26 protein-coding genes are annotated in these 25,377 nt (G+C 42.6%); 10 read left to right on the top strand and 16 right to left on the bottom strand.

Going from position 1 to position 25,377, the window contains the following annotated elements; all coding sequences use genetic code 11:
- Positions 1–87 precede the first annotated feature (87 nt).
- Positions 88–522, top strand: a complete 435-nt coding sequence (locus LLW17_RS09215) for a hemerythrin domain-containing protein (RefSeq protein WP_228229965.1) — start codon at positions 88–90, stop codon at positions 520–522.
- Here the strand turns inward: LLW17_RS09215 and LLW17_RS09220 are convergent.
- From LLW17_RS09220 to LLW17_RS09230, 3 genes are all read right to left on the bottom strand, one after another.
- A complete protein-coding gene (locus LLW17_RS09220; RefSeq protein ID WP_228229966.1) occupies positions 519–1,049 on the bottom strand; it encodes a VOC family protein in 531 nt (176 codons plus the stop codon). The two genes, LLW17_RS09215 and LLW17_RS09220, sit on opposite strands and share 4 nt — an antisense overlap.
- Positions 1,050–1,109: 60 nt before the next feature.
- A complete protein-coding gene (locus LLW17_RS09225) occupies positions 1,110–1,265 on the bottom strand; it encodes a YqaE/Pmp3 family membrane protein (protein ID WP_099647208.1) in 156 nt (51 codons plus the stop codon).
- Positions 1,266–1,351: 86 nt separating this feature from the next.
- On the bottom strand, positions 1,352–2,371 hold the full coding sequence (locus tag LLW17_RS09230; RefSeq protein ID WP_228229967.1) for a glycoside hydrolase family 113: 1,020 nt from the start codon (positions 2,369–2,371) through the stop codon (positions 1,352–1,354).
- 125 nt (positions 2,372–2,496) lie between these two features.
- Between LLW17_RS09230 and LLW17_RS09235 the strand changes: the two genes are divergently transcribed.
- The 3 genes from LLW17_RS09235 to LLW17_RS09245 all read left to right on the top strand — a co-directional run bounded on the left by LLW17_RS09235 (position 2,497) and on the right by LLW17_RS09245 (position 5,699).
- Positions 2,497–3,783 (top strand): NAD(P)/FAD-dependent oxidoreductase, encoded by a 1,287-nt coding sequence (locus LLW17_RS09235; protein WP_228229968.1) that lies wholly within the window; start codon positions 2,497–2,499, stop codon positions 3,781–3,783.
- A 70-nt stretch (positions 3,784–3,853) separates the two neighbouring features.
- Positions 3,854–5,443, top strand: a complete 1,590-nt coding sequence (locus LLW17_RS09240) for a 4Fe-4S binding protein (protein ID WP_228229969.1) — start codon at positions 3,854–3,856, stop codon at positions 5,441–5,443.
- Between the two features lie 43 nt (positions 5,444–5,486).
- Positions 5,487–5,699 (top strand): PLDc N-terminal domain-containing protein, encoded by a 213-nt coding sequence (locus tag LLW17_RS09245; protein ID WP_228229970.1) that lies wholly within the window; start codon positions 5,487–5,489, stop codon positions 5,697–5,699.
- A 207-nt stretch (positions 5,700–5,906) separates the two neighbouring features.
- Here LLW17_RS09245 and LLW17_RS09250 read toward each other — a convergent pair whose 3' ends face one another.
- The gene (locus tag LLW17_RS09250; protein ID WP_228229971.1) at positions 5,907–6,935 is read right to left on the bottom strand and encodes a fasciclin domain-containing protein; all 1,029 of its coding nucleotides are present in this window, start codon (positions 6,933–6,935) and stop codon (positions 5,907–5,909) included.
- A gap of 41 nt (positions 6,936–6,976) precedes the next feature.
- Positions 6,977–7,858 carry a hypothetical protein gene (locus LLW17_RS09255; RefSeq protein WP_228229972.1) on the bottom strand — a complete coding sequence of 294 codons (882 nt, stop codon included), beginning with the start codon at positions 7,856–7,858 and terminating at the stop codon, positions 6,977–6,979.
- A 156-nt stretch (positions 7,859–8,014) separates the two neighbouring features.
- Between LLW17_RS09255 and LLW17_RS09260 the strand changes: the two genes are divergently transcribed.
- The 4 genes from LLW17_RS09260 (at position 8,015) to LLW17_RS09275 (ending at position 12,194) form a co-directional block, all read left to right on the top strand.
- Entirely contained in the window at positions 8,015–8,485 is a 471-nt protein-coding gene (locus tag LLW17_RS09260; RefSeq protein ID WP_228229973.1) for a toxin-antitoxin system YwqK family antitoxin, read from the top strand.
- A complete protein-coding gene (locus LLW17_RS09265; RefSeq protein ID WP_228229974.1) occupies positions 8,485–9,174 on the top strand; it encodes a glycosyltransferase family 2 protein in 690 nt (229 codons plus the stop codon). The genes LLW17_RS09260 and LLW17_RS09265 overlap by 1 nt, the downstream gene beginning before the upstream one ends.
- Complete coding sequence (locus LLW17_RS09270) at positions 9,174–10,646, top strand: cellulose synthase family protein (protein WP_228229975.1); 1,473 nt, start codon at positions 9,174–9,176, stop codon at positions 10,644–10,646. Before LLW17_RS09265 ends, LLW17_RS09270 begins: the two co-directional genes overlap by 1 nt.
- 147 nt (positions 10,647–10,793) lie before the next feature.
- Entirely contained in the window at positions 10,794–12,194 is a 1,401-nt protein-coding gene (locus LLW17_RS09275) for an MptA/MptB family glycosyltransferase (protein WP_228229976.1), read from the top strand.
- Here LLW17_RS09275 and LLW17_RS09280 read toward each other — a convergent pair.
- The 7 genes from LLW17_RS09280 to LLW17_RS09310 form a co-directional block, all read right to left on the bottom strand.
- Positions 12,191–13,828, bottom strand: a complete 1,638-nt coding sequence (locus LLW17_RS09280) for an ArnT family glycosyltransferase (RefSeq protein ID WP_228229977.1) — start codon at positions 13,826–13,828, stop codon at positions 12,191–12,193. The two genes, LLW17_RS09275 and LLW17_RS09280, sit on opposite strands and share 4 nt — an antisense overlap.
- Entirely contained in the window at positions 13,825–14,454 is a 630-nt protein-coding gene (locus LLW17_RS09285) for a lipid-A-disaccharide synthase N-terminal domain-containing protein (protein WP_099647221.1), read from the bottom strand. Before LLW17_RS09285 ends, LLW17_RS09280 begins: the two co-directional genes overlap by 4 nt.
- On the bottom strand, positions 14,447–15,166 hold the full coding sequence (locus tag LLW17_RS09290; protein WP_228229978.1) for a glycosyltransferase: 720 nt from the start codon (positions 15,164–15,166) through the stop codon (positions 14,447–14,449). The genes LLW17_RS09285 and LLW17_RS09290 overlap by 8 nt, the downstream gene beginning before the upstream one ends.
- Positions 15,167–15,315: 149 nt before the next feature.
- Positions 15,316–16,290, bottom strand: coding sequence for a deoxyhypusine synthase family protein (locus tag LLW17_RS09295; RefSeq protein ID WP_228230031.1), 975 nt, complete (start codon positions 16,288–16,290; stop codon positions 15,316–15,318).
- Entirely contained in the window at positions 16,280–17,224 is a 945-nt protein-coding gene (speB, locus tag LLW17_RS09300) for an agmatinase (protein ID WP_228229979.1), read from the bottom strand. The genes LLW17_RS09295 and speB overlap by 11 nt, the downstream gene beginning before the upstream one ends.
- A complete protein-coding gene (locus LLW17_RS09305; protein WP_228229980.1) occupies positions 17,211–18,611 on the bottom strand; it encodes an arginine decarboxylase in 1,401 nt (466 codons plus the stop codon). Before LLW17_RS09305 ends, speB begins: the two co-directional genes overlap by 14 nt.
- Positions 18,612–18,755: 144 nt before the next feature.
- The gene (locus LLW17_RS09310) at positions 18,756–19,610 is read right to left on the bottom strand and encodes a pseudouridine synthase (protein WP_228229981.1); all 855 of its coding nucleotides are present in this window, start codon (positions 19,608–19,610) and stop codon (positions 18,756–18,758) included.
- 372 nt (positions 19,611–19,982) lie between these two features.
- On the opposite strand from LLW17_RS09310, the gene LLW17_RS09315 reads away from it, so the two are divergent.
- Positions 19,983–20,327: a hypothetical protein gene (locus LLW17_RS09315; RefSeq protein WP_228229982.1), complete on the top strand. Its 345-nt coding sequence runs from the start codon at positions 19,983–19,985 to the stop codon at positions 20,325–20,327.
- A 50-nt stretch (positions 20,328–20,377) separates the two neighbouring features.
- Here the strand turns inward: LLW17_RS09315 and LLW17_RS09320 are convergent, their stop codons facing one another.
- From LLW17_RS09320 to LLW17_RS09330, 3 genes are all read right to left on the bottom strand, one after another.
- Complete coding sequence (locus tag LLW17_RS09320) at positions 20,378–21,289, bottom strand: geranylgeranylglycerol-phosphate geranylgeranyltransferase (RefSeq protein ID WP_228229983.1); 912 nt, start codon at positions 21,287–21,289, stop codon at positions 20,378–20,380.
- Between the two features lie 64 nt (positions 21,290–21,353).
- The gene (locus LLW17_RS09325; protein WP_228229984.1) at positions 21,354–22,292 is read right to left on the bottom strand and encodes a mevalonate kinase family protein; all 939 of its coding nucleotides are present in this window, start codon (positions 22,290–22,292) and stop codon (positions 21,354–21,356) included.
- 28 nt (positions 22,293–22,320) lie between these two features.
- A complete protein-coding gene (locus tag LLW17_RS09330; RefSeq protein WP_228229985.1) occupies positions 22,321–23,403 on the bottom strand; it encodes a diphosphomevalonate decarboxylase in 1,083 nt (360 codons plus the stop codon).
- Positions 23,404–23,505: 102 nt separating this feature from the next.
- On the opposite strand from LLW17_RS09330, the gene LLW17_RS09335 reads away from it, so the two are divergent.
- On the top strand, positions 23,506–23,982 hold the full coding sequence (locus LLW17_RS09335; protein ID WP_228229986.1) for a TspO/MBR family protein: 477 nt from the start codon (positions 23,506–23,508) through the stop codon (positions 23,980–23,982).
- Here LLW17_RS09335 and LLW17_RS09340 read toward each other — a convergent pair.
- Positions 23,975–25,246, bottom strand: coding sequence for a BaiN/RdsA family NAD(P)/FAD-dependent oxidoreductase (locus LLW17_RS09340; RefSeq protein WP_228229987.1), 1,272 nt, complete (start codon positions 25,244–25,246; stop codon positions 23,975–23,977). The genes LLW17_RS09335 and LLW17_RS09340 overlap by 8 nt on opposite strands.
- Between the last annotated feature and the right edge of the window lie 131 nt (positions 25,247–25,377).

Below are 25,377 nucleotides of genomic sequence, written 5' to 3' on the forward strand. Positions count from 1 at the left end.
TATTTTCAATACTAAATTTTCATAGTTTCTTAACAACAATCGCCCGGGCTTCGGTGTAATTTCAAACTGAATTTAAAAACACCAACCATGACAATTTTTGAAGCCATACGTAAAGACCACGATAAACAACGCGAACTCTGCCGAATGCTTACCTCAACCAGTGGTGAGTCTAAAGGTCGCAAGCAGATGTGGGAAGACCTTAAAAAAGAATTGCAAATCCACGCTGATGCCGAAGAGCGCACCTTCTACTCCCCGCTTATTCACAATGATATGATGCAGCAACACGCCCGTCACGGAATCGCCGAACATCACGAAATGGACGAACTCATTGAAAAAATTGACGAGACTGAGATGGACTCCCCTGCCTGGCTGGTTTATGCCAAGCAATTATGCGAAAAAGTAGAGCATCATCTCGAAGATGAGGAACACACCTTTTTTCAGCTGGCCGGAAAAGTCTTCACCGAAAAGCAAAAAACCGAAATCGCTACTGAATATCAAAAAGAAATGAAAGCGAATCGCTAATTGCCGTTGCTGTAATCTCCTATGACTTCAATAAAAACGCCATCGGGATCGCGCAGTAACAGCAAATAATTATGTTCTCCAAGTTTAATAGGCGTATCGGCTTCGGGCTGTACGCCTTCTTTTTTGATTGCTTCCATAATACCGTCAAGCGTATACACCTGCAGGGTCAGGTATTGCAATCCCAGTTGCTGCTGAATTCCGGCTTTAACCGAATCGACTTCCGCTTTAGGCAAATCAAATGATGCAATTTTTAGCTGCGAACTCCCGGGGATGGTGTCAAAGGCTAATCGGGTAACTTTAAAAGGAAGGTCTTGCGACAGCCCTAAACGGGTTGCAAACGGAGCATCAACCGTAAAGCTCCCCACTTCGTGAAGTCCTAAAATATCTTTGTAGAAATGTAAGGATTGCTGTTCATCGCTCGCGACCACAGCAACGGTAAGTGCTCCGGGTTTAAAGTTGGATTCCTGGGCTTTTGAAACCAGAGCAAAACCGAAAAGAGCTAGCAAAAGAAGTACACGATGGCGCATAAAAAAAGGGTTTTAGTAAAGATACTTTACAAAACCCTTCTTTCGTCAATTCGTTATCGTTTATCTGCTCTGCACATAGAAACCGTGAATAACTCCCGGCAACCATCCTAAAAGCGTCAGGATTACATTGATGATAAAATCTTTGCCCAGACCTTTGTTCATTGCAACAGCAAGAGGTGGTAGCAATATGGTTATGATAATTGAAATAATTCCCATTGTAAAAATTTTTGGTTAGTGTACAGGCTAAAAGTATGGAGCCTGCCTCTTCTAATGCCTTAACACTTTGCCAATTGAGATAAGTTTCACGTTTTTTGAAACCACTTTTTAAGCACTTCTTCAGCCGGTTTTCCCTGAGGTGTAAAACGATTATTTTCCTGCGAACTAGTGCGCTCGTGATTGGGAAACCATTTCCAGACAAAACCACCCGCAAACCAGGGCTCATTCCAAAACTCTTCAAACAAGGCTTCATATAGATTCACCTGGGCCGCGGCATTCATCTTCCCTTCGTGACGATCGCTTACCCAGGGTTCTTTTCCCGCATAATCGGCACTGCGGTACCCAAACTCTGTAAATAAAACAGGTTTGTTATGCTTTCGCGAAAGCGCAACAAACATTTGTTTATGCGGCTGCCAACCCGCTTTGGCTTCGGCAATCGTTGGTGTTTCGGCTTCTGAAACCGGATAATAGGCATCAGCTCCAATATAATCGAGCTGAGACCAAAAATTCACTTTGTCTACCTTATCCCAGTTTTCCGCATAGGTAAGCTTCCCCGTATAAACCTCACGCACCTCGGCAATCAGGCTGTTCCAAAAATCAGGTCTCTCGTTCACAAAATTGTAAAGTTCCGTACCTATGCAAAAGAGTTCGGCTCCGGTTTCCTGAGCCAGCTTTGCATACAACAGAATAAACTCCCTGTAGGATTTTTCAAATGCAACCCAGTCTGCATCAGACTTCATCTGCATATCGCCCGTAAACGTGCCGCGGCCAATCCAGATATGGGGCTTGACCATGACTTTGATTCCGTTTTGATGTAAGGCTTCGATGTATTGCTTCGCTCCTTCATAGCGCTCGCCGTACCATTGGCGTTCCGCATTAAAATACAACTGCGGATTGTCGAGATCGCGCACAAAACCGAAAGGCATTATGGCAGCGTGATTAGCTCCCACGCGCAAAACCGGATCGATATCCTTTTGCACCAGCGTATCGCCCGAAGCAACAAAACTCACACCATCAATTTTTTGGCTTACATAAGGCGTGGCAGAGCAACCTCCAAGCACGAGGCAACCTAGTACCAGCAACAGGAATGAATAGGTGTATTTCATACCACTAAAAATAGTTGAAATAATTACTCCTCTGTTGTCATTTTGTTGAAAAAAACAACCAAATTGAAGGTGGCAACATTCTAAGTTATTATCTTTAGAAACAACCTCAACGCAACAGCTTTTTTATGGAACATGTGGTCATTGTAGGCAATGGCATCGCCGGAGTTACGGCTGCCCGGCACATCCGGAAAAATTCAGATAAAAAAATTACCATCATTTCTGCCGAAAGTGATCATTTTTTCTCCCGCACCGCACTGATGTATGTCTATATGGGGCATATGCGCTTTAAAGACCTTAAACCTTACGAAGACCAGTTTTGGTCAAAAAACAACATCAACCTTAAAAATGCTTTTGTTGAACGGGTTGATACCGATACGCAAACCCTGCATTTGGCACAGGGCGAAACCATCACCTACGACACACTTATTCTTGCAACGGGGTCGATCCCTGCAAAATACGGCTGGGAAGGTCAGGATTTAAACGGCGTTCAGGGTCTGGTTTCCAAACAGGATTTAGAACTGCTCGAAAAAAATGCACCCAATAACGAAGTCTGTCCCAAAGCGGTCATCGTAGGCGGCGGCCTCATAGGTGTAGAACTCGCCGAAATGCTGCACACCCGAAAGATTGAAGTAACTATGCTCGTGCGTGAACACGCATTTTGGTCGGGTGTTTTACCTGATGGAGAAGCCGAAATGATCAGCAGACACATTAAAAATCATGGAATTGATTTAAGATGCGGAGCAGAACTTGATAAAATTCTGGATGACGGCCGGGGGAATGTAAGCGGGATAATCACCAAAAAAGGAGAGCAGATCGATTGTAAGCTGGTCGGCGTTACTACCGGGGTAAAACCTCAGATTGAATTTCTCAAAGACTCCAAAATAGAGACAGACCGGGGCATTCTGGTCAACCGAATGCTTGAAACCAATATTAAAAACGTCTATGCCATTGGAGATTGTGCGCAACAGCGCGAGGCCATAGGATTGCGGAAACCGGTCGAAGCCGTGTGGTACACCGGCCGAATGATGGGCGAAACGGTTGCTCAGACCATTTGCGGTAAGCCTTTCGAGTACAATCCCGGAAATTGGTTTAACAGCGCCAAATTTTTTGACATTGAATACCAGACCTACGGTTGGGTTTTTAGTACCAAAAACAAAAAAGATTACGAGCAGCACCTGCACTGGAAACATCCCGATGATACCAAATGCATGACTATCGCTTTTCATAAAGACACCCGCGAATTTTTAGGCATTAACAGCTTTGGCATTCGCTTACGCCACGAGGTACTTGACCGCTGGCTAAATGAAAAACGGGACGTGCGGTACGTTATCAAAAACCTGAAAGAAGCCAATTTTAACCCCGAGTTTTACAGGCGTTACGAATCTGAAATTCAAAAAGAATTTAAAGTCTAGCCAAGACCTCGCAGGTTTTAAAAACCTGTGAGGTCTAAATAATAATAGCAATAAAAATAACAATAGCTTTATGAGCACCATACAACGCGATATGTCTCTTACCGGCCAGCCGCCGGCTTCTATAAACGCCATTCAAAAACTGGGCACTGCTCTTGGAGTGGTGGGCTTATTAATTCTGCTTCTGGCGGCCTTTAACATCAATTTTCCGGAAAAACCGCTTTGGCTTAGTATTGCGCTCGGCAGTCTGTTTGGCGGAATCCTAATCTTTACTTACGGCGCTTACTCCGGCAAGCACGAAGGCATTAAGAATGACGGTGTCTGGTTTAAGTCGGTTTCCAGCAGGGGATTTTTAGCCTGGGTTGCAGGTCTGGCTTTGACAGGATTTTACATCATCCTTTATTTTAAGGCAGGATGGTTAGGTCTTAATACTGAAGGTGACAATACCGGACTCATCGCGCTTTTTGATCCGCTGAGCAGATTATTGAGCGGTAACCCTGCAAGCCAATGGTTTGTGTACGGTACGCTCTATACCATCGCTATACTGGCTTTTGGGATCAAATTTATCTGGAAATACCGCCACAACCGTTATGAAAGGCTGCGCACGCTGAGCGTGATGTTTTTTCAGACCGCTTTTGCCTTTCTGATTCCCGAGTTTATGGCGAGGCTCAATTCAGAGAATTTCAATCTGCCGTATTATGATTTAAAGAATATCTGGCCGCTCAATTACTACAATTTTGAGCAGTACCGCGTCAACGATTTTATCTCTGCCGGAAATGTAGGTCTTGCTCTTTTGCTTTTCGGGATCGCTTCCATCTTTGTCATTACCCCTATTCTCACCTATAAATACGGAAAACGCTGGTATTGCAGCTGGGTTTGCGGTTGTGGCGGACTAGCCGAAACTGCCGGAGATTCCTTTAGACACCTCAGCGACAAAAGCACTTTTGCCTGGAAAGTAGAGCGCTGGGTGGTGCACAGCGTTTTGGTTTTTGTGGTGGTGATGACCACTGCGGTGGTTTCAACCTATCTGGGTTACGATGCTGATAAATACTGGCTGACTAAAGATGTATTCCTTATTGGCGTAGCAGTTTTTCTCACCCTGCTTTTTGCCGGAATATGGTTTTTTAAAAAGGAAGAATTAAAACAGGATGCCCGTTACGGGGCTATTGGGTATCTGGTAATTGTTTTGGCATTAAGCGGTATTCACTATTCCAGCGGAAGCACTCTTTTTCTAATTCCTGCTGAAACGCTTCGCGACTCCTATGGTTTTTTAATAGGTAGTATTTTTAGCGGGGTAATTGGCACAGGCTTCTACCCCATTTTTGGCAACCGCGTGTGGTGCCGTTTTGGATGCCCTATGGCAGCGATTTTAGGATTGCAACAGCGCTTGTTTTCAAAATTCCGAATTACCACAAACGGCGGTCAGTGTATTTCCTGCGGAAACTGCTCGAGCTATTGTGAGATGGGTATTGATGTACGCGCCTATGCTCAAAAAGGCGAAAACATTGTACGCGCCAGTTGTGTGGGTTGTGGGATCTGCTCTGCCGTTTGTCCACGTGGCGTTTTAAAGCTTGAGAACGGAGCAGCGGATAAACGCATCAACAGTCGCGAGATCCTTCTGGGCAACGATGTGGATTTAATGGATTATGTTAACCAAAACTAGTTTAAAACAAATCGGTTAACTTTGATAACCTAAAACACGAATTATGATATTAGGAATGGTAGGCCCCTGGCAAATTTTATTAATCCTCATTTTAGGAGTTTTCGGGCTCATCTTACCCCTTATCGCGCTGATCGATATTTTGCGGAACGACTTTAAGGGTAATAACGATAAGATCATTTGGGTGCTGGTTGTTTTATTCTTCAACATCATCGGATCTATGCTGTATTTCGCTATGGGCAGAAAGCAACGGGTTTAGTGCTGAAAAGCTTTCGCGAAAGCGCAAAAAATAAGGCGCAGATCTCCACCCGCGCCTCAGCTAACAAATCAATACTAAACAAACATTAATTACCATACATACGGACGAATTGCCGTCCCGGTTTTCTAATCCCTGTTAAATTGAGCCCAAAAGAAAAAGCAGAAACCGAAGTCCCTGCTTTTTCCCCTAATCAAAATTTAAACAACATTATAAGGTGGGCAATAATACCTGATCAATTACGTGTACAATTCCGTTAGTAGTTTGTACATCGGGGATTACCATATTTGCGGGAGTTGCATTACTAATTCCTTTTACAGTTAAAACTCCGTCAGTAAACGCTCCAAGAGTTACATTTTCACCTTGAAAAGTCGCCACAGGACCTTGATTCATTTCCGGCGTGAATTTCTCATTTGCGGTATCTGCAAAAACGTGATAAGCTAGTACTGTGGTAACTAAATCTACTGGAAGTTTTGTTATATCAGAAGGCATACCTGTATAATCTGCTCCTAATAAACCGTCATCAGCAACAGCCGGATCACCACCAAGAAGGGTTTTAAATGCTGCGTCAGTTGGCGCAAAAACAGTATAGCTAGCAGCAGGATTACTTAATGTTTCAACTAAACCGGCGTGAACTACTGCTGCCACTAGAAAAGTAAGCTCTGGATTCTTAAATACATTTCCGTCATTTAATGCTAAAGCTGTCTGTACGACATCAGCACCCGAGGCAATCATCACCTTATCGATCACGTGAACCGTTCCGTTTGAAGCCGAAATATCGGTAGCCAAAATCTCTGAACCATTGATGTATAAAGTGCCGTCACGGTTGATAAAGCGTCGTGTAGGTCCTAACAATGAAGAAGCTGTACCACCATCCATTATAGAACCACTCAATAAGTTTCCATCAGAAACGTGATACAATAAGGTGTTCTTTAAAAAGGGTTGTTGTAAAACACCTAAAGTGGTTTCTTCTAATCCCAAACGTGCAAAAGCATCGTCTGTAGGTGCAAAAACCGTAAAGTCTCCTGAAGGATCCCCTGCATTGCTATTGCTCAAAGTTACCGCAACATCACCCAAAATGGCCGCAGCTTCAAGCGTTGTAAAAGCGGGATTCGCTACAGCGATAGCTGCAATTGACGCCGGCTCATCTTCATAAGCTGAGTCGGTCTCACACGAAGTGGTCAAAACGGTACCTAAAAACGCAAGCGCGATACCGGTATATTTATATAAATTTTTCATGATATTTTATGTTTTATTGAAATTAATTATCGGTATCGATCTTAGAACGAATAGGTTACACCCCAGTTAAAGCCGTCTGCATCTCCCAGGTTACGCCCTTCAATGTAGTTAGCATATCCGCCGGAAACACCAATGCCCTTATAAACAGGTACATACGCATTAAAGCCGATACGGGTATAGTTTACACGGGTCGCAGGAAAGAATCCGTTAAAGCCCTCTCCTAAAATATCCACGCCGCTGTCGTCAGACAATTGATTGGCGATATACGCATCCAGATAAAATTTAGAAGCAGCATAACCCAGCTTGAGTTCGCTTAACAACGCGTTAGGAACGCTGTTGCTGCGCAGGCTGTAGCCTATTTGCCCGGTGGCAAAAATCCCGTTGTTGTGCTTGTAGTTTGCAATCGCAAGACCGGCGATGTCTGTAGAACGGTTACCTATCGCGATAATCGACTGTAGGCCTTCATCTGCCCGGTAATCACCTAAAGGAGTTTCAATACCCGCCGCAGCGATAAAATTGATCATCCCATTAGGAGTGGCAGTAGAAGCAAAACGGTATTTTGCATACAGACTCACGTCCTGTACGCCTTTGCGTTCGTTTTCATAACCTAGATTATCTAAGGTTTCGGGTGTAGCTTCTCCTTCTGACTTAATATAAGGAAGGTTAAATACCAGATTGAAGTTATCTGAAATTCCATATTCAGCATATAAGGAATAACTGGTGGTCTGCACCTCGTTAAAAACCGGCACACCGTCTACCTTTTGCGGTACCAGAAATACCTCATCGTATTTTTCCGAAGAAAAAGAGGCTGTAATGCTCCCTTCTCCCTTCGCCTTCATAAAGCCGCTTACCGGACTCTGGGCAAGCATCGTAACAGGAAGCATTAAAAGCGCACCTGCCAGCAATCGTAAATTTAAGTTCATCTTTTTTGTTTTTGGTTTACAGCAACACATACGCTGGAATCTCCTGCGCGGTTTTCCCAATTTTTTGTTAAAGAACCAAAAGCACTTTATTCTCGTATACTTAATGCCTCACACCCGGTGTCAGGTACTTTTATTCATTCAACTTAAAGACGGCAAATGATTTTACGACTGATAATTCTTTTAGTGTGTGCGGTAGGTTTTTCGCAAAGCGGAAAACACTACAGCAAAACCTATTATGAAAACGGAAACCTCAAAGCCGAAGGCTGGTTGCTCAATGAATCAAAAACCGATTACTGGTATTTTTACAACAGGGATGGAAACCTTAATGCCAAAGGATCTTATATTGATAATAAAAAGAATGGATATTGGTATTTTTACGCAGCAGACGAGCAACTGCTTAAAGAAGGGCATTATAAAAATGATGAGGCTGCAGACTGGTGGATTTTCCACAGACCGGGCGGCATTTCAGAAAAAGTACAATTTAAATACGGCAGCCGTCAGGGTTATGCCTTAATCTATAAAAATGGGACACTTTTTAAGGCAGAACGGTATAAAAATGATATTCGTATCGGCTCCTGGACCAGTGTTTCGCAATTTAAAAAAGATAACCCTAACGCCCGATTTTAATGTATAACATCAACGTAATCATACCGGCCTTTAACGAGGAAGACTCCATAGGCCTGGTTGTGGGCGATATTCAAGACATCGTAAGCGAAGTCATCGTAGTGAGTAACAATTCTACAGACGCCACCGAAACCGTAGCAACTGAGGCAGGTGCCACTGTGCTGGCAGAAACCAGACCCGGCTATGGCTATGCCTGCCTCAAGGGAATGGACTATATCGCCGCCAAATCTGAAAAGCCAGACATCGTGGTCTTTCTGGACGGGGATTACAGCGACTATCCCGAGCAACTCAAGGAACTGGTGGCTCCTATTATTGAAAAAGACCTAGATTTTGTCATTGGCGCCCGGGTAAAACACCTGCGCGAAAATGGCAGTATGACTTTCCCGCAGCGCTTCGGCAACAAGCTTGCAACTACCCTGATGCGCTGGTTTTTCAATTCCCGTTTTACGGACCTGGGACCCTTTCGCGCCATCAAATACGACAGGCTTTTGGCTTTAAATATGGAAGACAAGACCTACGGCTGGACGGTCGAGATGCAGCTCAAAGCCCTGCGCAAAAACTACAGTTATGTAGAAATCCCTGTAAAATACCGCAATCGTATAGGCGTCTCTAAAGTTTCGGGAACCGTTAAAGGTGCTATATTTGCCGGTATAAAAATTCTGGGTTGGATTTTTAAGTACAGTTTTAAATAATGGAAACCGCAATCATCATTATCTATACCCTTGCGCTGGCAGTTATTTTTCTGTACAGTCTGGCACAGCTCAACCTGCTCATCAACTACCTCAAGGCCAGCAAAAAAACAGAAAATGCTCCGGTTTTTGATTTGAATAATCCCGGGGAAGTTCCTTTTGTGACCGTACAGCTCCCGCTTTATAACGAACTCTACGTCGTAGAGCGTCTGCTCGACAACATCGCGAAACTGGATTATCCCAAAGACAAACTTGAAATTCAGGTCCTTGACGACTCTACCGATACCAGTCTCGAAACCACCCGCGCCAAAATAGAAGTTTTAAAAAATGCCGGAATCCCCATAACCCACATCACCCGCACCAACCGTAGCGGTTTTAAAGCCGGCGCGCTCAAAGAAGGGCTTGACATCGCAAAAGGCGAATTTATCGCCATTTTTGATTCTGATTTTGTGCCCAATGCAGACTGGCTGCGTAAAACCGTGCCTTATTTTAAAAGTGAAAACATCGGTGTGGTACAAACCCGCTGGGCTCACTTAAATCGCGATTACTCCTTGCTAACCCGCATTCAGGCATTTGCATTAGACTTTCATTTTGTGCTGGAGCAGGTAGGCCGCAATTTTGGGCATCACTTCATCAACTTCAACGGTACTGCGGGCATTTGGCGCAAAACCTGTATTCTTGATGCCGGAAACTGGCAGGGCGACACCCTTACCGAAGATCTCGATCTCAGCTACCGCGCCCAGCTCAAAAAATGGGATTTTAAATACCTGGTTGATGTAGAAACACCCGCCGAACTTCCGGTTGCCATTAGTGCGGCGCGTTCTCAACAATTCCGCTGGAACAAAGGCGCTGCAGAAAATTTTCAGAAGCTGTACGGCCGTTTGCTCAAAGACCCTTCGGTTTCTTTGAAGACTAAATTTCACAGTTTTTTCCACCTGCTCAACAGCAGTATGTTTTTGCTGGTCTTACTGGTCGCAATCCTGAGCGTCCCGGTGCTCTATATCAAAAACAACAATCCTGCATACAGTGGCTACTTCAACGTGATCGCAGGTTTTGCCTTGAGTACGCTTATTTTCTTTGGTTGCTACTGGGTGACCTACAAGCGCATACACGGGGGCGGTTTCAAGAATTTCATCAACTACATCGGGATGTTTTTTACCTTTTTCTCGATTGCGATGGGCTTTAGTGTGCACAACTCGCTGGCTGTTTTAGAGGGGCATTTCGGAAAAAAATCAGAGTTTATACGTACGCCGAAATTCAACATCAGCAAACTGGGCGACAACTGGAAATCAAACATCTACCTCAAAAAAAGCCTTTCACTCAACACGCTGCTGGAGACTTTACTATTCCTTTATTTTGGCTTTGCCATTTACAGTGCTGTTCAATTGAATGATTTTGGACTCATCCTGTTCCATCTGATGTTATTTGCAGGCTTTGGTTTTGTCGCTTTTAAGTCTATTTTTTCACGGGTTTAAGTATATGGGCGCCTGTTTTCGGGCTTTTGGCCCGCAAACACCGCGCTTTCCGCTCTATCTTTAGGGCTTCACAGCCCTAAAGGATGCCGCTGCAATCGCTGGCGCAGGCATTAAAATCCTATTTTTGAACATTCATGTGCCATACGTATGCTTCAACTTTTAAAAGCCTATAAAATTCAGCTTCTGCTCGTTTTGAGTCTTCTGGCTTTTTACGCGGCTTTTGCTTACGATCTGGAACGCAGTGATTTTATAAAACTCATCACACTTTACGCAGGTTCATTTTTTATAAGCTTTAAGCTCATTCAACTGTTGAAGGTTGATTTTAAAATCTTGCTGATTTTAGCAATTCTGGTACGACTGGTATTTCTGGTTGTCATACCCAATTTATCCCAGGATTTCTACCGTTTTTTATGGGACGGCCGACTCATCGCTCAGGGCCTCAGTCCATATCTATTAACTCCTGACGCGTGGGTACAAACAGGAAACCTGCCCGTAGCACAGGCAAACGAACTCCTCAACGGAATGGGTTCTTTGAGCCGGCAGCATTATTCAAACTATCCGCCGGTAAACCAGTTTTTCTTTGCTCTGGCCGGTTTGTTTGCCGGCAAATCGATTTTTGGCGGGGTACTGGTTTTACGCCTGTGCATCATCGCAGCAGATTTGGGTGTTTTATGGCTTGGCCGCAAGCTGCTCAAAGCACTAAAGCTTCCACAGCATCAGATTTTTTGGTATATGCTCAATCCCTTTATTGTGATCGAACTCACCGGCAACCTGCATTTTGAAGGGGTCATGTTGTTTTTTTTATTGGCAGCCCTTTATTTACTGCATTCCGGGAAATGGTTCTTTTCTGCCGTTTTACTGGCGCTCTCTATTTCGGTAAAGTTGTTGCCGCTTCTGATGCTTCCGCTGTTGTTTCAATTTTTAATAAAGCCTGCTAGACCTTCAAGCGAATCGCAAAACTTTTGGCTCTACTTAAAAAATAACTTTACTCAATCCCTGTGGCGACTGAGCCGCTATTACGTTGTGGTGCTTTTGGTCTTCGCCCTAAGCTTTCTTCCTTTTTTAAATTCAGCTTTGCTGGAACATTTCACCGCAACGATTGCGCTTTGGTTTCAAAAATTTGAGTTTAACGCCAGCATCTACTATCTCGTTCGGTGGGTAGGATTTCAGGTAAAGGGTTATAATATTATTGAGACTGCCGGTAAAATTTTGCCGCTCGTGGTTATCGGCATCCTGGCATTGCTCGGTTTTTTGAGAAAAAACGACACTACGCTACGCGTATTTGGCGTCTTACTTTTGGGCAGCACGGCTTATTTTATGCTCTCAACCACCGTGCATCCCTGGTACATCGCCACACCCCTCCTGCTCTCGGTATTTACACGCTTTCGCTTTGCGATTTTATGGAGTTTTGTGGTAATCCTGAGCTATTCGGCCTACAAACCTGAAGGTGTGGAAGAAAACCTGTGGCTTGTTACCACGGAGTATCTCATCCTGACAGGTTTTATGATTTGGGAGTTTGTAAAAAACCAAAAAGCAGCGGCCTTCTAGCGCTTAGTAGCTTTATAAATACAGCCTATACGCCGCGATTTGTAATTGCGATCTGCTTTTGAAGTGATGTTACCATCGTAACATTCGGTGAGCTCCAGGTTGTATTCCGGAAGTTGCTCCTCTAAAACATCAACCCGATCTTTCTCGACTACCACATAAAAACTGCCGGCTTTGGGCAATTCTCTTTCGTCTTCAGAAATTAAAACCGGTACCCGCTCTCCAAAATCCCAAATCAACTCCGGTGAGCTGGTTTGCAGATAATAAAGTGGTTTTCCACTTTCCTTATAAAGCCGAATTACGGGAGCAATCTCGCGATAATCGGGATTGGTATAGGTCAAACGCACCAGCGGAAAGGCAAAAGTGATGATGGCACAACACATAGCAACCACCGAATAGAACGCAGGCTCAATCCTTTTGCTTTTTAAGCTTCGAATAAAAACGAATGCGATGGCAATCATACTCAGCTGAAAAAGAGCAAACCAAATCCAGTCTGTAGTTTGCATATCTGAAGCAAAAAGATACAATACCGCAGGCCCTGCAAGTAAATTTATAAGCGTTAGCAGACCGAAATAAAAATAAACCGCAAACGTCTCGCGCTTATCGGTAAACGCTTTGAAGCAGCGCACCAGATATTCGATGTAAAACGACGTATTAAGCGCCAGCGGAATGAGCACAGGAAGCAGATATCTTGATTTTTTCTCCGGAATACATGAAAGCAAAACCACAGCCGCCAGCGTCCAGATCAGACTGAAGCGATACACCTTGAGATCTGAAACCCGGGATTTTAAATAGGGATATAACAGGGCTACAAATGCAGGAACCGTCCAGATTCCGCTTTGCGTGAAAAAACTCCAGTAATAGTAAAAAGCGCGGGTATTGTGATTGGCCCAGGCAGCAGACTCCTTATCTGCAATAGCCTGTGCGGTGTCTGAATCCCCAAAATAGATCGCCAACGCCCACCAGGCACTAAGTGCCAGAGCAATAATCAACAGTGCCGCAAATGGGACTATCCTGCTCTTAAAACTCCTGAATTTATAAACCCAGGCATAGGCAATCAAAAACGGTAAAAGCAGCGCAAAATGGCTTACAGGACCTTTGCTCATAAACGACAGGCCTATAAAAATTCCGGCAAGGATGGCATTTTTATACTTGCGGCTAGTTTCGGTGAAAAACGCGAACAAAAAGTAGATACCTCCCAGCATAAAGCCGTGAGCAAAAATATCCCAGGTACCATTTCGCCCTGCAAAAAGCACATAATAGGAGGTCGCTAAAATAAGTGCTGCATATAAGCTTTGCTTTGCCGTGAGACCGAGACGCTTTCGCGAAAGCATATAACTAAATAAAACCAAAACTGTGGTAATTAGAGCCGATGGCAGACGTAATGCCCAAAGTTTAGTCAACCCAAAAACAGCTGCCGAAAAAGCGGCGAGCCAGGTGGGCAATGGAGGCTTTTCATAGCGCGCATCGCCATTCATCGTGGTAAACACCCAGTTGTCAAAATGCAGCATTTCGCGAGCAGTGTTGAAGTTGCGCGCTTCCATAATGTTTGCGTACAGCACATCAAGATGCGGGAAAAACAGCAGCAGGCAAACCGCTACGAGGAGAACGGGATAATATTTTTCAGGAATGTTCATGATTTATCAATTCCTATTGAGAGTCGCATATTTCTAAAATAAATAAAAACACCCATTAAATGCCCTACGAAAAGCACCGGGTCGCGGCGTAAAATGGCGTAGGTTAAAATCAGGAGTCCGCCTACGAGGCTCAACAACCAGAACCCTAGAGGCAGACTTGATTTTTTCTTTCGTTCGGAATAAATCCATTGATAAATAAACCGAAGGGTAAAAATCACCTGAGCTATACTGCCTAAAAGCAGAAGCCAAAGCGGAATATTCTCATTTCTAAACAGTTTATCCACGTCATAATCGCCGTTATTATAACCGTAAATAACTATGAGCACGGGGAAAATCCATAAAAACCAGCGGATGGCTTTGGGCGATTTTACCCATTGTCCCTGCAGTTGCAGATTGCGGATGTAAATAAAATAGGTCAGCGTTTGCCCCAGCATAATCGCAAAATCATCCCGCAAATAGCCGTAAACGAAAAGCAAAAAGGAAGCACCCAGACTCAGCCACCAAAAAGTTGAAGGCGTAAGCACGCGCTTTTGCTTTTCAGATAAAAACCACTGTATAATGAGCCGCCCACTGAACATCAGCTGGGCCAAAAACCCGATGGTATATATCCAGAACGGACTATGCATCTGACTTCTTGCCCACTTGGTAATTAATATACTTTTTCTTCATCCACAGATAGGCAAAACAATCGATGAGCGGGCCTATGAGGCGGTTCCACAAGCCAAACTTGGCTGTGCCTGCAATACGTGGAAAGTGACGAATAGGGACCTGAATGGTTTTGCCATTCTGAAGCATAATCATCGCCGGTAAAAACCGATGCAAACCTTTAAACATAGGGATGCGCTGGGCATAGTCTGTCTTGATTATTTTAAGCGGACAACCGGTGTCGTCCATCCCATCGTGGGTAAAGGCGCGGCGAATTTTATTGGCAATCGTACTCGACATATTTTTTACGAAAGAATCTTTACGGTCGGCACGGTGGCCGGTAACCAAATCGTACTCGCCAATGTATTTGAGCAGTATATTAAAATCTTCAGGAGTGGTTTGTAAATCGCTGTCAATATAACCTACCAAGGGCGTTTTGGTATAGTCAAACCCGGCTTTGATCGCGGCACTCAGCCCACAATTCTTTTGAAAGGATATATACTGAAAACCGTTGCTGCGCGTACAAATTTCTTCAATAAGCTGCCGACTGTTATCTTTTGAGCCGTCATTGACAAATAAAACCTGTGTGGGAACGTCTGCTATTTTGAAGTAATCCTTAAAGACCTGTTCTACACGAAGCAAATTATCTTCTTCGTTGTACACCGGCACGACTACTGTTAGTTGATAGGTCATAGTAAAAAATGAGTACGCGAAAATAAGCAATACTTCTAAGGCACATCTAAAGATTGATGAGTTTTGTTAATGCTCCTATAAACACAAAACAGAAAAAAGCCTCATAAACACGAGGCTTATGAGGCTTTAAATCTTTTGGCAGATTTGCTTTACATATCAAGCAAATACGCAAAAACAAGAGGAGCAACTATGGTTGCATCACTCTCTATAATAAATTTTGGAGTATTGATATCCAGTTTACCCCAGGTAATTTTTTCGTTAGGCACTGCTCCGGAATACGAACCGTAACTGGTTGTTGAGTCTGAAATCTGACAGAAATAACTCCAGAAAGGCGTGTCTTCTCGTTCCATATCCTGATACAGCATAGGCACCACACAGATTGGGAAATCCCCTGCGATACCACCACCTATCTGGAAGAATCCAATTCCATTCTCGCTGTTATTTGTGTACCAGTCTGCAAGGAAGGTCATATACTCAATACCCGACTTCATCGTAGATGCTTTAAGCTCTCCTTTCAACACATAGGAAGCAAAGATGTTACCCATTGTACTATCTTCCCATCCCGGGCAGACAATAGGCAGGTTTTTCTCGGCTGCTGCGTACATCCAGGAATCCTTCAGGTCGATCTCGTAGTATTCTTCAAGCACTCCGCTCAACAACATTTTATACATGAATTCGTGCGGTAGATAACGCTCACCGGCATCATCTGCATCTTTCCAGATTTTGAAAATATGTTGTTGCAGTCTGCGGAAAGCTTCTTCTTCAGGAATACAGGTATCGGTCACCCGATTAAGACCTTTTTCTAAAAGATCCCACTCTTCCTGCGGCGTTAAATCACGGTAGTTAGGCACGCGCTTGTAGTGCGAATGCGCCACAAGGTTCATGATATCTTCCTCAAGGTTTGCACCGGTACAGGAAATGATTTGCACTTTATCCTGACGGATCATTTCGGCAAAAATCTTACCCAACTCTGCGGTACTCATTGCACCTGCAAGAGAAACGAGCATTTTGGCCCCGTTCTCCAGTTGTGCTTCATAGGCTTTTGCAGCGTCTACAACCGAAGCTGCATTGAAGTGTAAATAGTATTTTTCTATAAATTGAGAGATTGCTCCCTTAGTCTTCATCGTCATCTAAATCGAATTTATTGACACCGCCTTTTCCAGTTTTTGCGGTATACGTGTTATCATATTCTTCTTCTGCGTCTTCTCCTTCAAACTTATAGCTCAACATCTTGTAATAAAGTTTTGCTGCTAAAAAGTCTGAAGATTTATCATTAGGATTAGGGCAAAGCTCCATAATATCAAACCCCACCACATTGCATTCTGCGAAAACGCGTTTCAGGAAGTCCATAGTCTCGTACCAGAACAATCCGCCCGGCTCAGGAGTTCCTGTTGAAGGCAGAATTGAAGGGTCAAGACCATCCAGATCAAAGGTTATAAATACATTTTCGGTACACAGATCTATTACATTATCTAACCAGTACTCGTCCTGAACCATTTGGTGAGCAAAAAAGGTTTTGTCCTCATCCATTACGGTTTTTTCAAGCACATCCATACTGCGAATGCCTACCTGAATCAAATTAGTATTCTGGCTGGCTTCATACATCGCACAGGCGTGATTGCATTTGCTGCCCATATATTCTTCACGCAGATCTGCATGCGCATCGATCTGGATTACTGTAAGGTTGTCATAGAGCTCATTAAATGCTCTAATGGCACCTATAGAAACCGAATGTTCACCTCCAAAAAGGGTGACAAATTTATTGCGCTTTATGAAGTCTTTTGTGGTCTTATGAACTTCGGCAACCATGGCTTCGGGTGAGCTGTTTTGAGTAATCGCCGGAGCCAAATAAATGCCCTGTTTAAAAACCTCGGTATCGGTCTCGATATCGTAGGTTTCCATGTTCTCAGAGGCTTCCAGAAAAGCTTGCGGTCCTTTGTCAGCTCCCTTACCCCAGGTGCTGGTACCGTCATAAGGCACAGGGATCAATACAATCTTTGAAGTCTCAAGCTTGGCAAACTCATCAGGAATGCCGGCATAATTTTTAGTTGTACTCATAACCTAAAATCTTAAGCAGTTGTTCTGCCTTTTGTTGTTCATTAAATATACGGGTTGTTAAGTTACCATTTTCATCCCTATCTATCAGAATGTGTTTAGGCTGAGGGATTAAACAGTGTTGTAAACCTCCATAACCACCTATGGTTTCCTGATAGGCACCGGTGTTAAAGAAGCCTATGTATAAAGGTTTGTCTTTTTTATAGCGCGGCAGGTAAATCGCGTTACTGTGCTGCTCGCTGTTGTAATAATCATCGCTGTCGCAGGTGAGACCGCCCAGAAGCACGCGCTCATACTCATCGTCCCAACGATTGATAGGCAACATGATAAAACGCTTACTAATCGCCCAGGTATCGGGCAATGTGGTGATGAATGAGGAGTTGATCATATTCCACTTCTCACGGTCGTTTTGTTGCTTTTGGTACAATACTTCATAAATAGCACCACCGCTCTCTCCAACCGTAAAGCTTCCAAACTCGGTAAAGATATTGGGAACAGGCACTTCGGCCTCATCGCAGGTTATTTTAATCTGATTGATGATTTCATCTACCATATAGGCATAATCATAATCGAAAGCCAGCGAATTTTTGATAGGAAAGCCTCCTCCAATGTTCAGGCTGTCAAGCGTGGGGCAAATCTTTTTAAGCCTGATGTAGACTTTAAGACATTTGTTGAGCTCATTCCAATAATAGGCATTATCACGTATGCCGGTGTTGATGAAGAAATGCAGCATTTTAAGCTCAACCTGATCGTTGTTTTTAATCTGGTCTTCGTAAAACGGAACAATGTTCTTGTAACCTATACCAAGTCGTGACGTATAGAATTCAAACTTAGGCTCCTCTTCTGAAGCGATACGGATCCCTATTCTAAAATCGCCTTTAATGCTTTCGGTAAGGAGATTGATTTCCTCATAATTATCTATGATAGGAATACAGTTCTGATGCCCGCCATTGACGAGATCTGCGATATTATCTATGTATTGATCGCGTTTAAAACCGTTACAAATTACATAGGTATCGTTTCCGATTTTACCGTTATCCTTCAGTTTATTGACAATATTGATATCAAAAGCAGAAGAGGTCTCGATATGTATATCATTTTTAAGCGCTTCGTCAAGCACATGCTTAAAATGAGAACTTTTGGTACAATAACAATAACTATAAGTTCCCTTATAATTATGCTTGGCTATTGCATCTGCAAACCAGGTTTTTGCCCTGTTGATATTATCTGATATTTTAGGAAGGTAACTGAACTTTAACGGAGCTCCATATTTTTCTACCAGCTCCATCAGATTGATGTCGTGAAACTCAAGCTGATTGTTTTCAAGTTTAAAATCTTCCTGTGGAAAGTAAAACGATTGATCTATAAGATCGATGTACTTAGTATTCATTAATTGATTATGAAATTGAAAAATAAAAAAAGAAAATGATATAGCGCAAACTCATTTTATTAAGGTATTGTGAAAGAATGAATTCTTTCACAAATAAAGCTTTAAACGCGGTATTTTTAGGTATCAACTTAATAAACGGAAAGCTTAAAGCATCATCAGGTTGTTAATTTCCTGCTGACTCAGGTGTTTATATTTACCTCTTGGCAGGTCTTTTTTGGTTAAAGGCCCCAGTGTAACACAGTCAACACGCACCACCTGATACTCCAAATGTTCAAAAATGGTACGAATTATTCCGCTGCCGATGTTGCGAATTTTGAGTCCTATTTCTTTTTTAGGCGCTCCATCTACATAGCTAATATCTTCTACCTCATATTTTTTTCCCTGAACCGTAAGCCCTTTTTTGATTTTTTCTAAATCTTCGGCTTTAAGGTTTTTATCTAATTCTATATGAAAAAGGCGCGGCATCCCCACTTTAGAGTTGGTAAGCTTCTGCATCATTTTGTCATCATTGGTAAAAAGAATAAGGCCTGTAGCATTGCGCCCCAATCTTCCCACCGGCTGAATACGTGATTTTGTGGCAGGTGCCACGAGATCCATCACGGTCATCCCTTTAGAATTGCTGGTGGTTACCGAAAAACCTTTGGGTTTATTCAGTAACACATAAGCTTTAGCTTCCGGATTTATGCGACGCCCGTCAAAACGCACATCATCATCAAGATTGACTTTATATCCCATCTCATTGATGATTTCGCCATTAACAGAGACCTGCCCGGTAGAAATATACATATCAGCCTCCCGGCGTGAGCATATACCGCTGTTGGCAATATATTTATTGAGTCTGATTCCTCCTTTATTTGGGTTAGGTGTAGTATTACGGCTTGCCTGAGGCGCTGCCTTCTGTATAGGTGCATTGCCTCGCGCCTGACTTTTACCTTTAGAATTATTAGTACCGCGACCAGACGCTTTTCCGCCCTTGTTCCTTTCCTGATGTCTGCTCATAGTTAAAATTTTGGGCAAAGATACATATTTAATAAAGCATTTGGCATCCAAGCACAGACACCTCTGCATACTTTTGCGTCATCTGTCGCTCATCCCAACGTAACCTCTGCTTTACGTAAGAGCGAATTGGCTTTATTAAAAACAAATTGATTAGTATCCAAGACCAAATCCTAACTATCAAAAACTCATAAAGTCAACTAAAACTGAAACAAAAAGCCGGGAGTTCCTGAAGAATTTACAATTGTTTATAAATCGTTACGCCTGCTTCATTTTACGCTTTAACCCTTTTTAAACACAATTACATAATCTGAAAATCAGCCCGGAGACGCCCGAGCCCAATATCTTTGACCTGTAATCGAAAACTAAAAAGCCATGAAAAAAGCAATCATTATTCTAAGCCTTTTGTTTGTATCAAGTTTTAATGCTTTACAAGCAGCAACAGATCCTAAGCCCGTAACAGAGAGCCAAAAAATACGGGAAAAGATCATTGAGTTATTAGGCGTGCCACAAATCGAGTTTGAAGAAGAACTTATTGAAAACACCATTCATTTTATGATCACACAAAAAGGCACTGTAATTGTCCTGGATGTAAAAACGAAAAATGAGGTAATGGAGAAGTATATTAAAGACCGGTTAAATTATAAGTCCTGCGGCTCTGACTTGACCAAAATGCGTTTTTACAGCTTCACCTATAAAGTGAAGAAACCCGAAGCATAACTAAACTGCTTTTTGAATTTAGCCACAGCCATCTCAACGATGGCTTTTTTTTATATAAATCGCTTGATTATAAGTCCCGGATCTATGAGTAAAATACTAAAAACCCCCAGAACCAAAATCAATTTCAGGATATTATGCAGCAACACATAATGGGGTTTTGCCTTTGATTGCCAGAGCCAAAATAGAAAAGTCACCAAAAGCACCAGACTGCCGTAGAAATAATAATTCATGAGACCCACATCAAACTTGTTGATCAAAAAATACGTGGGTATAACGGTAAGTCCGCCCAGGAGGGTGATTAAAGATTTTGCACAACGTTCCCCGTAAGCTACCGGAATGGTATGATAGCCCAGTGCCAGATCGCCTTTTAAATTTTCAAGGTCTTTCACCAGTTCGCGTATCATAATGATAAGACCCAAAAATGTTGCGTGAACAAAGATTACGGTTTCAAAATTTCGGTAGTAAATAAACACCGCAAAGAAAGGGATAAGTGCGAGTGATGCAGAAACCAAATTGCCTAAAAAAGCGATTTTCTTCAGTTTATGGGAATAAAACCAAATCCCGAAAATATACCCCGAAAAAAACAACACCGCAAAAAAGGAAACATAACTGGCTACTATAATGGCCAAAAAGTTAAGCACAAAATAAAGGGTCAATATTTTTTTTTGACTCACTAAATGATCTAAGCGGGTTTTATGAGGCCTGTTGATTAAATCTTTTTCACTGTCGTAAAAACTGTTTATGATATACCCGCCGGCAATGACTAAAGCTGTGGCCAGAACAATCAAAAAAAGATTTAGATCAAAAATAACAGCCTTAAGCGGAAGGTCTGGAGAAAGAATAAACAGGGACGCCAGATATTGAGCGATTACTATAATGAGAATATTATAGCCGCGTACAACCGAAAACAAACTCAGGAATTTTAAAAGTAAGAGTTTGTTTTTACGGCTTAGATGTGACATAGTAGTGTAATTACACCTTCAGATCTGAAGGAATTGAGCGAGCCGGAAAATTCAGTAACCGAATCTAAAAATTGTAAACCACTTCCAGCTTATACTCTTTTAGGGCTTCGCGTGCCTTGTCAATATCTTCGGTAAAACCCAAAATATAACCACCACCACCTGAGCCGCAAAGTTTCAGGTAATAGTCGTTTGTATCCAGACCTTGTTTCCACAAGTCGTGAAAACTGGCAGGAATCATAGGCTTAAAGTTACGCAAGACGGTTTTTGACAGTTGTTTTACATTTCCGAATAACGACTTAACATCGCCCTTAAGAAAATCTTCAACGCAGGCATCGGTATGTTTTACAAACTGATTTTTTATCATTTTCCGGAAACCTTCCTGCTTCATATTTTCCATGAAAATCTGTACCATAGGAGCTGTTTCACCCACGCTTCCGCTGTCCAATAAAAATACGGCCCCTTTGCCATCAAGGGTTTGTGAAGGTATGCCGGCAGGCTCTATATCGTCTTTACTGTTTATTAAAATAGGAAGGCTCAGATAACTGTTTAGCGGGTCAAGACCTGAAGATTTACCGTGAAAGAAGGACTCCATTTCGCCAAAAACAGCTTTAAGTTTCAGCAATTTTTCGCGGGTTAGATTTTCAAGAACCGTAATCTTATCAAAAGCATATTTATCGTAAATTGAGGCAACGAGCGCTCCGCTGCTACCTACACCGTATCCCTGCGGAATGGTTGAATCAAAATACATTCCCGCAGCTATGTCTTTCTTAAGTTCTGCCAGATCAAAACGCACCAATTCGGGTTTCTCCTGCTCAAGAGTTGCCAGATAATCTGCAAAGCGAGCCAGACTTCTGTTTGAAGCCTTTGCGGCCTCGTCCGGATTTTCATCAACCTTTAAGGCTCCATTATAAAAGTTATAAGGTATTGACAAACCCTTAGAGTTTTTGATGATGCCATACTCACCAAACAATAAAATCTTTGAATAAAATAAAGGTCCTTTCATCGAGCTTAACAGATTAATACAGGCAAAGTTACAATTTTAAAGCACCATTGCCCACGGTGTCAAAAATATAACGATTATCCTGACAATACGTGCTTAATTCAGTTTTAACAAAATCTTGTACATCTTCGCGGTATTCCTGCGGGAATAAAACGTGAACATTAGCCCCGGCATCAAGCGTAAAACAAACCGGAATTTTAGTTTCCCTGCGGTATTGCCAAAGGTTTTCAATAATTTTTAACGTATTGGGTTTCATTAAAATGAAATACGGATTACTCGTAAGCATCATGGCGTGAAGCGTTAAGGCTTCACTCTCAACAATATTTATGAATTGGTCTAAATCCCCACTTTCCAAAACCGGGATGAGACTCGAAAGGTTTTCAATAGCCTGACTAAAACGACTGGGAGCATAGGCGTGATTATGCATCAGATTATGGCCTACGGTACTACTCACCTGCTTTTCACCCTGATCAACCAGCAAAATAGCATCCTGATAATTATCAAACACCGGGTTAACCTGATAGGGATATTCTATTCCATAAATATCGCTGCTACCCTTAATCTCGGGATGCTCACCCCAAACAACCAAAGGTCCTTTCAGAGAGCGGCAACCACTTCCGGAACCCAAACGGGCTATAAACGAAGCTTTTTGATCAAAAGCCTTTTGACTCATCTGCGGATTCATTTCCCGTTCCATCTCCATCAAACAAAGCGCCAGAGCGCTAAAACCACTCGCCGATGATGCGATACCCGAGCTGTGCGGAAAACTATTACTGGTATCTACTGTAAAAGCATAATCCTTTATGAAGGGCAAATATTCGGCAACGCGACCAAAAAATTGATGAATTTTAGGTTCAAACCCCGGTTTGTGCTTACCGTCAAGAATAACCTTTACCTCGTAATCATCTTTATGCTGAGTACGCTCGTTCCAGCTCAGGGTGGTGGTTGTCCTGCACGTATTAAGGGTAAAACTTATAGAAGGATTCTTTGGTATTTGCAAACCGTGTTTCCCCCAGTATTTAATAAGGGCAATATTGCTGGGAGACTGATAGCTAACCGACTGCATCTGAAGTACACCATCAGATTTGACGGGTAAAAATTTTGTAATTGTCATACTGCAAATATAAAGCCTCTGTCAACTTTTGAAAGTATCTTACTCAATTTTAAAGCTCTTAAACTTGCAATTATTTCATAAATTGGGCTCAAGCTACTAACCATGGCAACCAGAAAAACGTTACATATATTAATTCCCATCGCAATCTGCCTGCTGGTGGCCTTTCTGGCTGCCATTGCAACGCAGACCAGTGTGAATACGTGGTACGTAACGCTCGAAAAGCCGTTCTTTACGCCACCATCCTGGCTTTTTGCACCGGTATGGATTGTGTTGTACGTATTAATGGGAATTGCTGCCGGACTGGTTTGGGACAGGGGCTTCTATCACAAATGGGTGAAAACCGCTTTGTATCATTTTGGTTTTCAGCTCATTTTAAATGCCTCCTGGTCTATTTTCTTTTTTGGCGGGCGATTAATACTACCGGCATTACTTATAATTGTAACACTTTTTATCGTCTTACTCTTTACGTACAAATGGTTTAAAGTTGTAAATCCTGTTGCTGCTTACCTGCTCATACCCTATATAATTTGGGTGGGATTTGCCACAGCCCTCAATTTTGAAATCTGGAGACTCAACTAGTTTCAACATCTACCAACTTGCCGGCTATGTCCCGCGCAGCAATAAACCCACCGGTCCATGCATTTTGAAAATTAAAGCCTCCGGTTACAGCATCAATATTCAAAACTTCTCCTACAAGATAAAGACCTTCAAACTTTTTAGACTCATAAGTTCTAAAATCAACTTCCTTAAGATCAACCCCTCCGGCTGTCACAAATTCTTCTTTAAACGTACTTTTTCCGCTTACGCGAAAAATCCCGGAACACAATTGCTCAGAGAGGGCTGAAATTTCAGCTGAAGTAAGATCGGCCCATTTTTGCGTTTCCGAAATACCTGCAGCTGTCATCAATCGTTGCCAAAGACGTTTAGGCAAATTAAATGGAGTGTATTTAAACAAGTTTTGCTTTGCAAGTTTCAGGCGATAGCGGTTTAACAAATCAAAAACCTGTTGCTTTGAAAAATCGGGCAGCCAGTTAATTTTAATCTTAAATTCATAATTTAAATTTTTAAGGCTACGCGCGCCCCAGGCAGAAAGCTTCAAAATACCGGGACCACTAAGCCCCCAGTGTGTGACAAGAACAGGACCCCGGGCACCTTCCTTACCTACGGCAGAATTTTCTATATCCAAATACTTTTCATCCAAATCAAGTAGAGAAACAACCGCATCTGTACTTAGTCCGGCAAGATCTTTTATACGTGTATCCGTTATATTAAACGTAAATAAGGAAGGAACCTGAGGTACAATATCAAAACCCATAACGCCAAGCATTTGAAGTATTTTAGGATTGCTTCCGGTAGCCACGATTACGACCCGCGCCTCAAAAGATTGATTTTTTGTCGTTACCCTCCATAACAGGCCCTGCTTTTCGATTTTTAAAACAGTGGCCTTTTTAAAAATAGCAATACCCAATTGCTCAGCCTGATTCAGAAAACAATCAATTACAGTTTGTGAGCTGTTAGATACCGGAAAAACGCGTCCGTCATCTTCAATCTTAAGATCAACTCCAAGATTTTCAAACCATTGCATCGTATCTCCCGTCATAAAAGAATGAAAGGGTCCTAACAGTTCGCGCTTGCCCCGCGGATAATATTCGGTAAGGGGTTTCGGCTCAAAAACTGCGTGGGTGAGGTTACAGCGCCCTCCTCCGGAGATCCGCACTTTTTCTAAAACTTCGGCACCGCGTTCTAAAATGGCAACAGATAAATCGGGGCTTAATTGGGAACAATTAATTGCGGAAAAAAAACCTGCCGCTCCTCCTCCAAGTACAAGTACATCAACTTTCATAATGCAAATATAGTCTGCTAAAAACGAATGTAAGTTTTACATTAAAACAGAAAAATACTTAATCGATTTAGGCTCTTTATCTATAAAGGTTTCTTGATTTTCTAAATGCTCAAAAATCGCAAATCTGACGT

The organism is Leeuwenhoekiella parthenopeia (assembly GCF_020782115.1).
Taxonomy (GTDB): domain Bacteria; phylum Bacteroidota; class Bacteroidia; order Flavobacteriales; family Flavobacteriaceae; genus Leeuwenhoekiella; species Leeuwenhoekiella parthenopeia.